This window comes from Nonomuraea sp. NPDC050786, assembly GCF_040654115.1.
In the GTDB taxonomy this organism is placed as follows: Bacteria; Actinomycetota; Actinomycetes; order Streptosporangiales; family Streptosporangiaceae; genus Nonomuraea.
In genome coordinates this window covers 1-12,765 of record NZ_JBFAHJ010000003.1, presented here as the reverse complement: position 1 = coordinate 12,765, position 12,765 = coordinate 1, and the positions used below count along the sequence as shown (strand labels likewise).

At 72.4% G+C, this 12,765-nt stretch carries 13 protein-coding genes; 11 read left to right on the top strand and 2 right to left on the bottom strand.

The window, feature by feature from the left end; genetic code table 11:
- Window positions 1–59 precede the first annotated feature (59 nt).
- From AB0H84_RS07605 to AB0H84_RS07565, 9 genes are all read left to right on the top strand, one after another.
- Window positions 60–407 carry a helix-turn-helix transcriptional regulator gene (locus AB0H84_RS07605; protein WP_357599727.1) on the top strand — a complete coding sequence of 116 codons (348 nt, stop codon included), beginning with the start codon at window positions 60–62 and terminating at the stop codon, window positions 405–407.
- Window positions 404–1,387, top strand: coding sequence for an HD domain-containing protein (locus AB0H84_RS07600; protein WP_357599724.1), 984 nt, complete (start codon window positions 404–406; stop codon window positions 1,385–1,387). The genes AB0H84_RS07605 and AB0H84_RS07600 overlap by 4 nt, the downstream gene beginning before the upstream one ends.
- Window positions 1,388–1,397: 10 nt before the next feature.
- On the top strand, window positions 1,398–1,931 hold the full coding sequence (locus AB0H84_RS07595) for an SseB family protein (protein ID WP_357599722.1): 534 nt from the start codon (window positions 1,398–1,400) through the stop codon (window positions 1,929–1,931).
- A 50-nt stretch (window positions 1,932–1,981) separates the two neighbouring features.
- The gene (locus tag AB0H84_RS07590) at window positions 1,982–2,590 is read left to right on the top strand and encodes an A24 family peptidase (protein WP_357599719.1); all 609 of its coding nucleotides are present in this window, start codon (window positions 1,982–1,984) and stop codon (window positions 2,588–2,590) included.
- Window positions 2,591–2,633: 43 nt separating this feature from the next.
- A complete protein-coding gene (gene aroC / locus AB0H84_RS07585; protein ID WP_357599717.1) occupies window positions 2,634–3,815 on the top strand; it encodes a chorismate synthase in 1,182 nt (393 codons plus the stop codon).
- An 85-nt stretch (window positions 3,816–3,900) separates the two neighbouring features.
- Entirely contained in the window at window positions 3,901–4,401 is a 501-nt protein-coding gene (locus AB0H84_RS07580) for a shikimate kinase (RefSeq protein WP_357599714.1), read from the top strand.
- The gene (aroB, locus tag AB0H84_RS07575; RefSeq protein ID WP_357599712.1) at window positions 4,398–5,468 is read left to right on the top strand and encodes a 3-dehydroquinate synthase; all 1,071 of its coding nucleotides are present in this window, start codon (window positions 4,398–4,400) and stop codon (window positions 5,466–5,468) included. The genes AB0H84_RS07580 and aroB overlap by 4 nt, the downstream gene beginning before the upstream one ends.
- A complete protein-coding gene (gene aroQ / locus AB0H84_RS07570) occupies window positions 5,465–5,899 on the top strand; it encodes a type II 3-dehydroquinate dehydratase (protein WP_357599709.1) in 435 nt (144 codons plus the stop codon). Before aroB ends, aroQ begins: the two co-directional genes overlap by 4 nt.
- Entirely contained in the window at window positions 5,896–6,648 is a 753-nt protein-coding gene (locus AB0H84_RS07565) for an SGNH/GDSL hydrolase family protein (RefSeq protein ID WP_357599706.1), read from the top strand. Before aroQ ends, AB0H84_RS07565 begins: the two co-directional genes overlap by 4 nt.
- Window positions 6,649–7,107: 459 nt before the next feature.
- On the opposite strand, the gene AB0H84_RS07560 is transcribed toward AB0H84_RS07565, so the two are convergent.
- Window positions 7,108–9,108 carry an ATP-dependent DNA helicase gene (locus AB0H84_RS07560; protein ID WP_357599704.1) on the bottom strand — a complete coding sequence of 667 codons (2,001 nt, stop codon included), beginning with the start codon at window positions 9,106–9,108 and terminating at the stop codon, window positions 7,108–7,110.
- A 383-nt stretch (window positions 9,109–9,491) separates the two neighbouring features.
- Between AB0H84_RS07560 and AB0H84_RS07555 the strand changes: the two genes are divergently transcribed.
- Window positions 9,492–10,532 (top strand): hypothetical protein, encoded by a 1,041-nt coding sequence (locus tag AB0H84_RS07555; protein ID WP_357599703.1) that lies wholly within the window; start codon window positions 9,492–9,494, stop codon window positions 10,530–10,532.
- Window positions 10,533–10,598: 66 nt separating this feature from the next.
- Window positions 10,599–12,176: a Na+/H+ antiporter gene (locus AB0H84_RS07550; RefSeq protein ID WP_357599701.1), complete on the top strand. Its 1,578-nt coding sequence runs from the start codon at window positions 10,599–10,601 to the stop codon at window positions 12,174–12,176.
- On the opposite strand, the gene AB0H84_RS07545 is transcribed toward AB0H84_RS07550, so the two are convergent.
- On the bottom strand, window positions 12,173–12,430 hold the full coding sequence (locus tag AB0H84_RS07545; protein ID WP_357599698.1) for a UBP-type zinc finger domain-containing protein: 258 nt from the start codon (window positions 12,428–12,430) through the stop codon (window positions 12,173–12,175). The two genes, AB0H84_RS07550 and AB0H84_RS07545, sit on opposite strands and share 4 nt — an antisense overlap.
- Window positions 12,431–12,765: the final 335 nt, after the last annotated feature.

Sequence of the window (12,765 nt, the reverse complement as noted above, 5' to 3'; positions counted from 1 at the left end):
CGGGCATGTCGCCGAAGCGCAAGGGACTCGGCTTGTCCTAGCTATGTAGAGTACGAGACATGAAGAGAAGCCTGCGGATGACCATGCCGACGCAGGCCGTCCTGCGGGCCCTGCTCCACGACCCCGGGCACGATCGCTACGGGCTCGAGGTGTGCGAGCTGGCCGGGCTGCCGAGCGGGACGGTCTACCCGATCCTGGCCCGACTGGAGCAGGTCGGCTGGGTGGAGAGCCGGTGGGAGGATCCGGAGACGCACGTGGCGGAAGGACGTCCGCGCCGTCGCTACTACCGCATCACCGCGGACGGGGCCGAGCAGGCGCGTGACGCCGTCGCGCGGGCGTACCGCTCGCGCAGGCAGCAGGCGCCCGGCTGGCTGAACCGTCCGGACCCGGCCGGGGGCCGGCTGTGAACGGCTCGCTCCAGCCGCTGCTGGAGGCCGCCGGCGACACGCTGACCGGCGAGCGGCTGCGCATGGTCGAGCGGGCCTACCTGACGGCCGCCCGCTGGCATCGCGGGCAGCGGCGGCGCAGCGGCGAGCCCTACATCACCCACCCGGTCGCCGTCGCCGCGATCCTGGCCGAGCTGGGCATGGATCACGAGGTGCTCTGCGCGGCCCTGCTGCACGACGTGCTGGAGGACACCGACTGCCCGGAGCAGGAGCTGGTGCGTGAATTCGGCGAGCCCGTCGTGCGCCTGGTACGCGATATGTCCGCGTTGCGGGATCCCCGGCAGGTGCCCGTGATCTGGGCGAGCGAGACGGGCGAGCGCGCCCTGATGCTCAAACTGGCGGACCGGCTGCACAACCTGCGGACGGCGCGCTGGCTGCCCGAGCCGAAGCGCCGGCGCGCGGCCCGGCAGACGCTGGAGACTCTCGCGCCGGTCGCCGGCCGGCTCGGTCTGGGCCAGCTCGAACAGGAGCTGGAACGGCTGGCCATCGCCAACCTCCCCGGCGGGGACGGCATGCAGGCCTCCTTCGGCGTCATCTCCGCGGGCGCCGTCCTGCTGCCGCGCGAATGGCGGGCCCGCTGGCTGGAGGAGTGGCTCGGAGAGCTGCACACGCTGCCGGGCAGGTGGCCCAGGATACGGTTCGCCGTGCAGCTGGTCAGCGGGATGCCGCGGCTGGCGATGACCCTGCGGCGGCCGGACGGCCGCCACCGGCCAGGTGCGGGCGGTGGGCGGCGAGCCGGCCTCCGTTGCCTGCGATGGGTGCTGGCGTCCGACGTGCGGACCTGGAGCCTGCTCATGCCGCTGGTCGCCTGGCTGGTGCTCGACACGGCGGGGGAGCGGCTCGGTGACGCGGTGACCATCCTGATCACCGTGCCTCCGGTGCTCGCCGCGGGGGTGCGGGCGCTCCGGGCCTGGCTCCGAGACCGCGACGGGCGCGGGTAGTCTCGGGGCCGTGCCGAGCATCCCGCGACCTCTCGATCCCAGCGACGACGGCAGCGCCGCGCCCGCCGTCGCGGCCGCGCTCGCCTCCTACCAGGCGGGCACGGCCGACGCCGCCGACGTGCTGACCGCCCTCAGCGGGGCCAGGCTGCTGGTGCCCGTGGTGGCGTTGCTGACCGAGAGCGAGGTCGGCGCGCACGGGCTGCGGCAGGAGAAGGAGAGCGAGATGGCGCTGCCCAAGCTCGTCGGGGCGGACGGCAGGCAGGCGGTGCTCGCCTTCACCGGCGCGGACGCGCTGGCCAGGTGGCGGCCCGACGCCCGGCCGATCCAGGCCACGGCGCTGCAGGTGTGCCAGGCGGCCGTGCAGGAGCAGGCGGCGGCGGTCGTGGTGGACGTGGCGGGGCCGGTGCAGTTCGTGATCGAGGGAGCGGTGCTGGAGGCGCTGGCGGCCGTCGAGTCGGGGACCGTCGACCGGCTCGACGGCGTGACCGTGGCCCGGGTCGAGCCCGCCCCGCGCCGCCGGTGGTTCTCCAAGAAGGCCCGCTGACTCTTCCCATACGGCCGCCGGTCGCGGGAGCGGCGCATTAAGGTCGGCTCGTGGTCGCACTCATGGCGCTCGCCGGGCTGATCTGCGGACGCTACATTCGGGCGCTGGCCGACTCCTACGACGACAGCCCGCTCCACTACGACGACCACGGTCCGGCGCGCCTGTCCGGGTGGTTTCCTGGCGTGGAGGTGGTGACCGCCGCCGTGACCGCGCTCGTCGCCTGGCGGTTCGGGCTGCCGTACGTGACGGGAGCCCTCATCGGCGTCGCCCTGGCGGTCATCGACTGGCGTACCTTCCTGCTGCCCGACGCGATCACGCTCCCGGCGTACCCCGTCATGGCCCTGTCGCTGGCGCCGACGGGAGAGCTGCCCAGGGCGCTGGCCGGCGCGGCGGCCCTGACGGCGGTGTACGGGGTGCTCTGGTTCATCAGGCCGGAGGCGATGGGGCTGGGGGACGTCAAGCTGGCCGGGCTCATCGGCCTGGCCGCCGGGGCGCTCGGCTGGCAGGCGTGGATCGTGGCGGCCTTCTGCGGGCAGCTGCTCGGCGCCCTCTACGGCCTGGCGATCCTCCTGACCAGGCGCGGCACCAGGCACACCCAGTTCCCCTTCGGGCCCTTCATGCTGCTGGGCGCGTTCACCACACTCTGTCTCGGCTGGTGAACGCGGGACATCTCACTAGGCAGCACGTGGAAGACTTGTACGCATGTTGCGCTGGTTGACCGCCGGAGAGTCCCACGGCCCCGAACTCGTCGCCATCCTCGAAGGCCTCCCGGCCGGGGTGGAGGTGACCACGGCCGCCATCGACGAGGCCCTGCGCCGCCGGAGGCTCGGTTACGGCCGAGGCGCGCGGATGAAGTTCGAGCAGGACGAGGTCACGATCGTGGGCGGCGTCCGCCACGGCCGCACGATGGGCAGCCCCGTCGCCATCCGCATCGGCAACACCGAGTGGCCCAAGTGGGAGAAGGTCATGGCGGCCGACCCGGTCGACCCGGCCGAGCTGGAGGGCCTCGCGCGCAACGCGCCCAGGTCCCGCCCGCGCCCGGGCCACGCCGACCTGGCGGGCATGCAGAAGTACGGGTTCGACGACGCCAGGCAGGTGCTCGACCGGGCCAGTGCCCGCGAGACGGCCGCCCGGGTCGCGCTCGGCGAGGTCGCCAGGCGCTTCCTCAAGCAGGCGCTGGGCGTCGACATCGTCAGCCACGTCACCGAGATCGGCGGCGCGAAGAGCCCGTCCGAGACGCTGCCGGGGCCCGGCGACCTGGCCAGGATCGACGAGGACCCGGTGCGGTGCTCCGACCCCGACGGCAGCGCCGCGATGGTCGCCGTGATCGACAAGGCCCACAAGGACGGCGACACGCTCGGCGGCGTCGTCGAGGTCCTCGCATACGGCCTCCCGCCCGGCCTGGGCAGCTACACGCACTGGGACCGCAGGCTCGACTCCCGCCTCGCCGGCGCCCTCATGGGCATCCAGGCGATCAAGGGCGTCGCGGTCGGCGACGGCTTCGAGACCGCGCGCAGGCCCGGCTCCCAGGCTCACGACGAGATCGAGTACACCACGGAAGACGGCGTACGACGCATCACCAACCGCGCGGGCGGCGTCGAGGGCGGCATGACCAACGGCGAGATCCTGCGCGTCAGCGCCGCCATGAAGCCGATCTCCACCGTCCCCAGGGCGCTGGCCACCATCGACGTCAAGACCGGTGAGGCGGCCAAGGCCCACCACGAGCGCTCCGACGTGTGCGCCGTCCCGGCCGCCGGCATCGTGGCCGAGGCCATGGTCGCGCTGGTGCTGGCCGACACGGCGCTCGAGAAGTTCGGCGGCGACTCCGTCGAGGAGGTCGCCCGCAACCTGTCCGGCTACCTGTCTTCGATGGTGATCAAATGACCGGGAGCGAACCCGACGCAGTGAGCGGAGTGGAGGCCCCACGAAGGAGGGACTCCGCGGAGCGAATGAGGAGTGGTGAGCGACAATGAGCAGGGCCGTGCTGATCGGTCCCCCTGGGTCCGGTAAGACCACAGTCGGGCAGCTGCTCGCCGAGCGGCTCGGGGTCGGGTTCCGCGACACCGACGCCGACGTGGAGGCCGTGGCGGGCAAGCCCGTCTCCGACATCTTCGTCGAGGACGGCGAGGCCCGCTTCCGCGAGCTGGAGCACGAGGCCGTGCGCCGGGCGCTGGCCGAGCACGACGGCATCCTCTCGCTCGGCGGCGGCGCCGTGCTCAACGAGGAGACGCAGGCCCTGCTCGACGGCCACCACGTGGTCTACCTGCAGGTGGGGCTCTCGGACGCGGTCCAGCGGGTCGGCCTCGCCTCCGCCAGGCCGCTGCTCGTGCTCAACCCGCGCAGCCAGCTGAAGAAGCTGATGGAGGAGCGGCGGCCGGTCTACGAGCGGCTGGCGGCGGTCACCGTGGTGACCGACAAGCGTGAGCCCGAGGAGCTCGCCGACGAGATCATCAAGGGGCTGCCGTCATGAGTGCCACGCGGATCACCGTACGCGGTGACAGCCCGTACGACGTGGTGGTCGGCACCGGCGTGCAGGCCGAGCTGACCACGCTGCTCAAGCCCGGCGTGCGCACCGTCGCCGTCATCCGTCCCGAGACCCTGCCGGAGATCTCCGGCCCGGTCCTCGCGGCGCTGCGCGAGGCCGGCTACGAGGTGGTCGAGCTGCCCGTGCCCGACGGCGAGCAGGCCAAGACCGTCGAGGTGGCCGCCGGGCTCTGGTCGGCACTCGGCCGCCACGGCGTGACCCGCTCCGACGCCGTGGTGGGCGTGGGCGGGGGCGCGACGACCGACCTGGCCGGGTTCGTGGCGGGCACGTGGCTGCGCGGCGTGCAGGTCGTGCTCGTGCCGACGACGCTGCTGGCCATGGTCGACGCGGCGGTCGGCGGCAAGAACGGCATCGACACCCCCGAGGGCAAGAACCTCGTGGGCACGTTCCTGCCGCCCGCCGGGGTGCTGTGCGAGCTGTCCACGCTGGCGAGCATGCCGAAGCGCGACTACGTGGCCGGCCTGGCCGAGATCATCAAGGGCGGCTTCATCGCCGACCCGGAGATTCTCCGCCTGATCGAGTCCGACCCGGAGGCGGCCACCAGGCCCGACGGCCCGCACACCCGCGAGCTGATCGAGCGCAAGATCCAGGTCAAGGCCGACGTCGTGGGCGCCGACCTGCGCGAGGCGGGCCTGCGCGAGATCCTCAACTACGGCCACACCCTCGCTCACGCCATCGAACGCGAGGAGCACTACGCCATCCGCCACGGCGAGGCCGTCGCCATCGGCATGGTCTACGCCGCCGAGCTCTCCAGGCTCTCCGGCCGCGCCGACCTCGTCGAGCGCACCCGGTCCATCCTCACCGGCGTCGGCCTGCCCATCACCTACCGCGCCGGCGCCTGGCGGTCCCTGCGCGACCACATGCGGCTGGACAAGAAGAACCGCGGCGCCAAGCAGCGGTTCGTCGTGCTCGACGGCCTGGCCAGGCCGGGCCGGCTCGAAGGCCCCGCGGAAGAGCTGCTCGAAGCCGCCTACAAGGAGATCTCGGCATGATCCTGGTGCTCAACGGGCCCAACCTGCGCCGGCTCGGCACCCGCGAGCCCGACGTGTACGGGGCGGAGACGTTCGACGACCTCGCCGCCCTCTGCCGCGAGACGGGCAGGAAGCTCGGCGAGCACGTCGAGGTGCGCCAGACCGACGACGAGGCCGAGCTGATCGGCTGGATCCACGAGGCGGCCGACGGCCGCATCCCCGTGGTGCTCAACCCGGCCGCGTTCACCCACTACTCCTACGCCCTGCGCGACGCCATCAAGCAGCGCACGGCCCCGCTCGTCGAGGTGCACATCAGCAACCCCGCCGCCAGGGAAGAATTCCGCCATAACTCGGTCGTCGCCGGGGTGGCGACGGGCACGATCGCGGGCTTCGGACTACAGTCATACGTTCTTGCGCTGCACGCTATCGCGGAGATGAACACCACCTCATGAGGCACTACAAGTCCTTCGTCGCCGTCGGCGACAGCTTCACGGAAGGACTGAACGATCCCGGCCAGAACGGTCACTACCGTGGCTGGGCGGACCGGGTGGCCGAACGGCTCGCCGCCGACGAGCCCGGCTTCCGCTACGCCAACCTGGCCGTGCGCGGCAAGCTGCTCGACCAGATCGTCACCGAGCAGGTGCCGCTGGCGGTCGAGATGGCGCCCGATCTGGTCAGCTTCTGCGCCGGGGGCAACGACCTGCTCAGGCCGGGCAGCGACCCCGACGAGATGGCCAAGAAGCTCGCGCGCGCCGTCCGCGACCTGCGGGCCGGCGGCGCCGACGTGGTGCTGTTCACGGGGGTGGACCCGCGCGACACGCCGCTGATGCGCCGGCTGCGCGGCCGCTTCGCAATCTTCTACCTGCACATCCGCTCCATCGCCGACCTGTACGGGTGCCGGCTGGTGGACCAGTGGTCGATGCAGGGGCTGCGCGACTGGCGCGCGTGGAGCGCGGACCGGCTGCACATGAACGCGGACGGGCACCGGCTGGTGGCGGCGCGGGTGCTGGATGTGCTGGGGGTGCCGTTCGAGGACTGGCGCATGGACTGGCCGCCGCAGGCCGTGGATCCCCGGGCTCGGCGGCGCGAGGACGCCCAGTGGATCCGCGAGCACCTGGTGCCGTGGATGTCCCGCCGACTCCGCGGCGTCTCCTCGGGCGATGGTCTCTCTCCCAAGCGCCCCGACCTTAATCCGTTCTGATCTCTGCGGCTTCGTGCGGGGTTGCCGCCTTTCATCTTGTACGGCTGCGCACGGGCAGGCCACCCGCCGTACTTCGGCTGATGGCCCTCCAGGAAACGGCCTCTGACCCTTCACCGGCTCAGCGCCGTTACGGAGCGCCTTCTTGACCGGCTGGGTGGTGCGTCCGGCTTGCCCGCCGCACGCGTTGCGCCGAGCTCCACCGCACACCTCCTCACCGCACCGGCGCCCGGGAACCCCGCGTTCGTGACGCGCCCGCACAGCGACGGCGCACAGCGACGCGCCCGCACCACCGACGTTTCCGCTGTGAGGCGCTCGCCACTGCCTTCGATGCGAGCCGCACCCCGCCTGCCCTTGAGGCGTGCGCGAGCCGCACCCCGCCTGCCCTTGAGGCGGGCCCGCGTCGCAACGCGCCCCCGAAGCGCGGTGATCCCGCCCCTCGATGCCGAGCGGTGGGTGAGGTCAGTCTGCCGACTCTGCCGCCAGGCGCTTCAAGGCGGCCCTGGGGATGGCCGGGTCCGTGGTGCGCCAGAACGGGGGGAGGGAGCCCAGGAGGAAGCCGCTGTAGCGGGCCGTGGCGAGCCGGGGGTCCAGGACGGCGATGACGCCCTTGTCGTTCTGTGCCCGCAGCAGCCGCCCCGCCCCCTGGGCCAGGAGGAGGGCGGCGTGGTTGGCGGCGACCGCCATGAAGCCGTTGCCGCCCCTGGCCGCCACGTGGCGCTGACGGGCCGAGGTGAGCGGGTCGTCGGGGCGGGGGAACGGCACCCGGTCGATGATGACCAGGCGCAGCGAGGGCCCCGGCACGTCCACGCCCTGCCAGAGCGACAGCGTGCCGAACAGGCACGTCGGCTCGTCCTCGGCGAACTGCTTGACCAGCAGCATCGTCGAGTCGTCCCCCTGGCACAGCAGTGGCACGTCCAGCCGCTCGCGCAGCGCCTCCGTGGCCGCCTTGGCCGCGCGCATCGACGAGAAGAGGCCCAGCGTGCGCCCGCCGGCCGCCTCGATCAGCTCGACGATCTCGTCCAGGTACTGCTCGGGAAGTCCGTCGCGGCCGGGCTGGGGCAGGTGCTTGGCGACGTACAGGATGCCCGCGCGCGGGTGGTCGAACGGCGAGCCCACGTCGATGCCCTGCCAGCCCTTGCCCTCGCCCAGCCCCCACTGCGCGGCGAGGCCGTCGAACGTGCCGCCCAGGGCCAGCGTGGCGGAGGTGAGGATCACCGTGCGCTCGCCGAACAGCTTGTCGCGCAGCATCCCGCTGACCGTCAGGGGCGCGACCCGCAGCGTGGGCGGGCGACGGTCGGTGCCGGCGTCGAGCCAGACCACCTCGGCCCGGTCGGCCTCCGAGTCGTGGCCGTACGCCTCCAGCATGCGCACGGCCGTGTCGTGCACCTCGTCCAGGGTCGAGAACGCGGCCTTGCGCTGCCCCGCCTTGTCGGGGTCGTCCTTGTCGGCGCCGCGCGGCCCCAGGGCCGTGATGCAGCGCCAGGCGGTGTCGCGTACGAGGGCCAGCGTGAGAGCGAGCACCTGCGGCAGGTCGTCGATGCGCCCGGGTGGCGCGGCGGCCAGCAGCGCCTTGAGGTCCTCGCCCGCCTCCTGGAGCTGGTCGGCGATCGCCTGCTCGATCAGCCGCCCCACCCGGCGCACCGCCAGCGACACGGTGAGATCCGACAGCTCGCCGGTCACCACCGACGTCACCCGGTCGACCAGCTCGTGGGCCTCGTCCACGACCACGACCTCGTGCTCGGGCAGCACCGGCAGGTCGCCCATGGCGTCGATGGCCAGCAGCGCGTGGTTGGTCACCACGACGTCCACCTCGCCCGCGCGGGCGCGGGCCAGCTCGGCGAAGCACTCGGCGCCGCTCGGGCAGCGCTGGGCGCCCAGGCACTCCTGCGCGCTCACCGAGAACTGCCGCCAGGCCTGCTCGCTCACCCCCGGCACCAGCTCGTCGCGGTCGCCGGTCTCGGTCTCCTCGGCCCACTCCTGGATGCGCTGCACCATGCGGCCGGTCGCGCTCACCTCGCGCGGGTCGAAGAGCTGGTCCTGCTCGTCCTCCTCGGGCCAGCCCGCCGTGGCCTTGTAGCGGCACAGGTAGTTGCGCCGGCCCTTGAGGATGGCGAACGTCGGCTCGTGCGGCAGCTCCTTGCCCAGCGTCTCGGCCAGCCGGGGCAGGTCGCGGTCGACGAGCTGGCGCTGCAGCGCGATCGTGGCCGTGGAGACCACGACGGGGGAGTCGCTCTCCATCGCGTGGCGGATCGACGGCACCAGGTAGGCCAGCGACTTCCCGGTGCCCGTGCCGGCCTGGACCGCCAGGTGCTTCTCGTCGTCGATGGCCTGCTGGACGGCGTGGACCATGGTGAGCTGGCCCTGCCGTTCGCTCCCTCCGAGAGCGTTTACCGCGACCTTGAGCAGTTCGTCCACTGACGGGAGATGGGAGTCCGGCACGGCAGTAAACGCTACCCGCATTCCGGGGTCGCCGTGCCGAACGCGCTGTGATCGGCCAGACGCATCCCGGCGTTCCCCGGACGTTCCCGGCGGCTCCCATGGCACACTGGGCGACCGGGACTCCGGCTGGGTGAAGAAAGTTCTTCACGGTCTGTGACCAGTGGGGTTCCCGGTGTAGAAGGGAAGGCCGGTTTCCAGAGGGTTTTCCGGGGTTGAGTGGACGGATAAAGGCTGGTTAAAGCAGTATGTCTGCCATGTCGGAAGTTGTCCCGTTGCCGTCGTTCGGCGAAGTGTTCTTCGATGCACGAGGTCAGGAGCGGTGTCTCCGTGTCACGTGGCATGAGGGCACGCTGGTTCTCAGCCTCTGGCGCGGCGAGATGTGCACAGCGAGCTTCCGTATGCCGATGGAGGACGTCGGCCGCCTGCTCGACACGCTCGACGAGGGGTTCGCGGAGGCCACGGGCGAGCAGCCCGCCGTGCCCGCGCACGACCCGGGCACCGAGGTCATCCCGGGCACCGGCCAGTACCACCGGCCGCCCCAGCAGGCCTCGCCGCCGCCGCAGCAGCACCAGCCGCAGCACCAGCCCGACGACCGGCCCACGGCCGCTCTTTCGCCCAACGACGTCCTCGTGGCCAGGGGCGCTCCCTCCGCCCACCAGGACAAGCTGGTGGCCTCGTACAGCGAGACCACGGCGCCCCGGGACAGCATGCCCCCGGCGTACGGCGAACCGCCCAGGGAGGCGGCTCCGGCCTACGGCGAGCCCTCCCGGGAGAATCCGGCCTACGGCGAGCGCAACCCCTTCACCGGGCCCCAGTACGTCGACAGCACCGGCCCCCAGCAGCGGTACACCGGCGACCCCTTCAGCGGTCCCCAGTACACCGGCGATCCGTTCAGCGGCCCGCAGTACACCGCCGACCCGCCCCAGTACGCCGCCCAGCCCGAGCCCTTCGCCGGCCCGCAGTACTCCGACACCGGCCCCGTCTACCAGATGCCCGGCGAGCAGCGCGGCCCGTCGCCGCTGAGCACCGACCCGCTCGGCTTCCCCTCCCAGGCCGCCGCTCCCCACCAGGCGGCCCAGCACCGCGCCGACCCGTTCGCGAACGACCCGTACCCCTCCGACCCCTACGCCCGGCGGCCCGAGGCGTACCAGCAGCCGCAGCAGGTCCCGGGCGCCGCGGGACTGGGCACCCCCATGCACGGCATCCCCGGCGCGGGCAGGCGCCGCTCCGCGCCGCAGCCCGTCCGCGACGACTACGCCTCCTACCAGCAGCAGAGCCAGCCGAACCCCGTGGACCCGCTGCTCGCCATGGGGCGGCCGGAGCCCTCGCAGGGCGACCCGCTGTCCCGCCCCTACGTCGGGGACCCCATGTTCTCCACGGGCGAGCGCCTGCGTCCCGAGCAGCAGCCGGACTACCACGAGCGGAGCGACCGCAGGGAGTGGTGACACACTCCTGAGCACCGGCAGGTACGCTCCTGGCGAGGCGATCGGGCCGAGGCAGAAGGAGCGCCGGTGAATCCGAGCATGGGCCTGCAACTGCTGCTGCTGGCCGGTGGCGCCATCGGCGTCGCGGCGGTGGCGCGGCGCAAGGGCTGGCCGGCCCCGTTGCTGCTGGTGGCGGCGGGGCTGCTGGTCTCGCCGCTGGTGCCGTCGGTGCCGCTGCAGCCGGAGCTGGTGCTGTACGTCTTCCTGCCCCCGCTGCTCTACTCCGCCGCGCTCGACAGCTCCTACCTGAGCCTGCGCGAGGTCAAGCGGGCCGTGGGGCTGCTGTCGATCGGGCTCGTGCTGTTCACCACGGCCGTCGTCGGGATGGTCGTCCACCTGATGCTCCCCGCCCTGCCGCTGGCGCTGGCGTTCGCGCTGGGCGCCATCATCGCGCCGCCCGACGCCGTGGCCGCCGTCGCGGTCGGCCGGCGGCTGGGCCTGCCGCGCAGGACGCTGACGATCCTGGTGGGGGAGAGCCTGTTCAACGACGCCACGGCGCTGACGGCGTACCGGGTGGCCATCGGGGCCGCCGTCGGCGGGACCGTGGACCTGTGGCACAGCGTCGGCCAGTTCCTGTACTCCGCGGCGGTCGGCGTGGCGATCGGGCTGGTGCTGGCGTTCGTGCTGGCCTGGCTCTTCCGGCACACGCGCGACTCGCTGGTCGAGAACACGCTGATGCTGCTCATCCCGTTCGCCGCCTACCTCGCGGCGGAGTCGGTGCACGCCTCCGGTGTGATCGCCGTGGTGATCGTGGGCCTCTACCTGGGCAACCGCATGCACCTGCAGGGGTTCGGGACGCGGCTGGTGTCCGACGCGGTGTGGAAGGTCACCGACTTCTTCCTCGAGACGATCGTCTTCGCCCTGATCGGGCTGCAGCTCGCGACCGTGGTCCAGGGCATCTCCGGCTACAGCCCGTGGGCCGTCGCCGGGTACGCGGCCGTCGTGCTGGCGGTGACGATCGCCAGCAGGTTCGTCTGGGTGTTCGCGGTGACGTACCTGATCAAGCTGGTGCGCAAGGGCCATGCGCAGCCGACCGCGCAGCAGACGGTGATTCTCGGCTGGGCCGGCATGCGGGGCGTGGTGTCGCTGGCGGCGGCGTTCGCCATCGATCCGAGGGTCGCCGAGCAGGACCGCGCGATGCTGCTCTTCCTGACGTTCACGACCGTGATCGGCACCCTGCTCATCCAGGGCACCACGTTCCCCCCGCTGATCAGGCGGCTGGGCGTGTCGAGCGCGCGGGAGCAGTACGAGGACCGCCTGGCCGAGGCGGCGGCCCAGCAGGCCGCGCTGGAGGCGGGCCTCGCGGAGCTGGACCGGCTGGTGCGCGAGGCAGGCGAGCCCGACGAAATCCAGAAGCAGGTCATCGACCAGCTCAGGGAGAAGTCATGGCGCCGCTCGCTGACCGCCTGGGAGCGCCTGGGCGGCGGTAGCGGGCCGGGCGGCGCGGAGACCCCCAGCGCGCTCTACCGCCGCCTGCGCCGTGACATGCTCCAGGCGGAGCGGCAGGTGTTCGTGCGCCTGCGCGACGAGCGCCGCCTCGACGACGAGGTGCTCCGCGACGTGATGAGCGAGCTCGACTTCGAAGAGGCGATCCTGGAGCGTTAGCCCATCTGGCTGTCGACGAAGCACCACCGCCAGTCCTCGCCGCGTTCGTACGACTGGACCACCGGGTGGCTCGTGTCGTGGAAGTGCTTGGTGGCGTGCTTGCCCGGCGAGGAGTCGCAGCAGCCGATGTGGCCGCACTCCAGGCAGCGCCGCAGGTGCACCCAGCGGCCGCCGATCGCCAGGCACTCCTCGCAGCCCTCTGGCGTCTTCGGCGCCGGGTCGCCCGTCTCGGAAAGATGTTCGCAAATTGCCATACCAGAAATCCTAGGACCAGAGCCACGGCGGTCGTGGCGGCCCCTCGCCGGGGCGGCCAGAGGCGTCTCCCTATTTGTGCGCGGGTCCCATCTCCCGCACCGAGCTCGCCACGCTCACCGGCCTGACCTGGCCCACCATCACCCGCATCGCCGAAGAGCTTTTTGGCCGGCAAGCTCATCACCGAGGCCGGTCTGTCCCACAACGGGCGGGCGGGCCGTCCCCGACGGGCTGCTCATGCGCGGGAGCCCGCAACAAGATCGACGCCATCCGCATCGCCGAGGACGCGGGCTGGCTGTGACTTTCCGGATCAGATGTCGGTGATGCGCAGCCCGGC

What these genes read in the sequence shown, in the direction of transcription:
- AB0H84_RS07605 (WP_357599727.1), top strand. Translation starts at nt 60, where the DNA reads ATGAAGAGAAGCCTGCGGATGACCATGCCGACGCAGGCCGTCCTGCGG.
- aroC (WP_357599717.1), top strand. Translation starts at nt 2,634, where the DNA reads ATGTTGCGCTGGTTGACCGCCGGAGAGTCCCACGGCCCCGAACTCGTC.
- AB0H84_RS07580 (WP_357599714.1), top strand. Translation starts at nt 3,901, where the DNA reads ATGAGCAGGGCCGTGCTGATCGGTCCCCCTGGGTCCGGTAAGACCACA.
- aroB (WP_357599712.1), top strand. Translation starts at nt 4,398, where the DNA reads ATGAGTGCCACGCGGATCACCGTACGCGGTGACAGCCCGTACGACGTG.
- aroQ (WP_357599709.1), top strand. Translation starts at nt 5,465, where the DNA reads ATGATCCTGGTGCTCAACGGGCCCAACCTGCGCCGGCTCGGCACCCGC.
- AB0H84_RS07565 (WP_357599706.1), top strand. Translation starts at nt 5,896, where the DNA reads ATGAGGCACTACAAGTCCTTCGTCGCCGTCGGCGACAGCTTCACGGAA.
- AB0H84_RS07560 (WP_357599704.1), bottom strand. Translation starts at nt 9,108, where the DNA reads ATGCGGGTAGCGTTTACTGCCGTGCCGGACTCCCATCTCCCGTCAGTG.
- AB0H84_RS07555 (WP_357599703.1), top strand. Translation starts at nt 9,492, where the DNA reads ATGGAGGACGTCGGCCGCCTGCTCGACACGCTCGACGAGGGGTTCGCG.
- AB0H84_RS07545 (WP_357599698.1), bottom strand. Translation starts at nt 12,430, where the DNA reads ATGGCAATTTGCGAACATCTTTCCGAGACGGGCGACCCGGCGCCGAAG.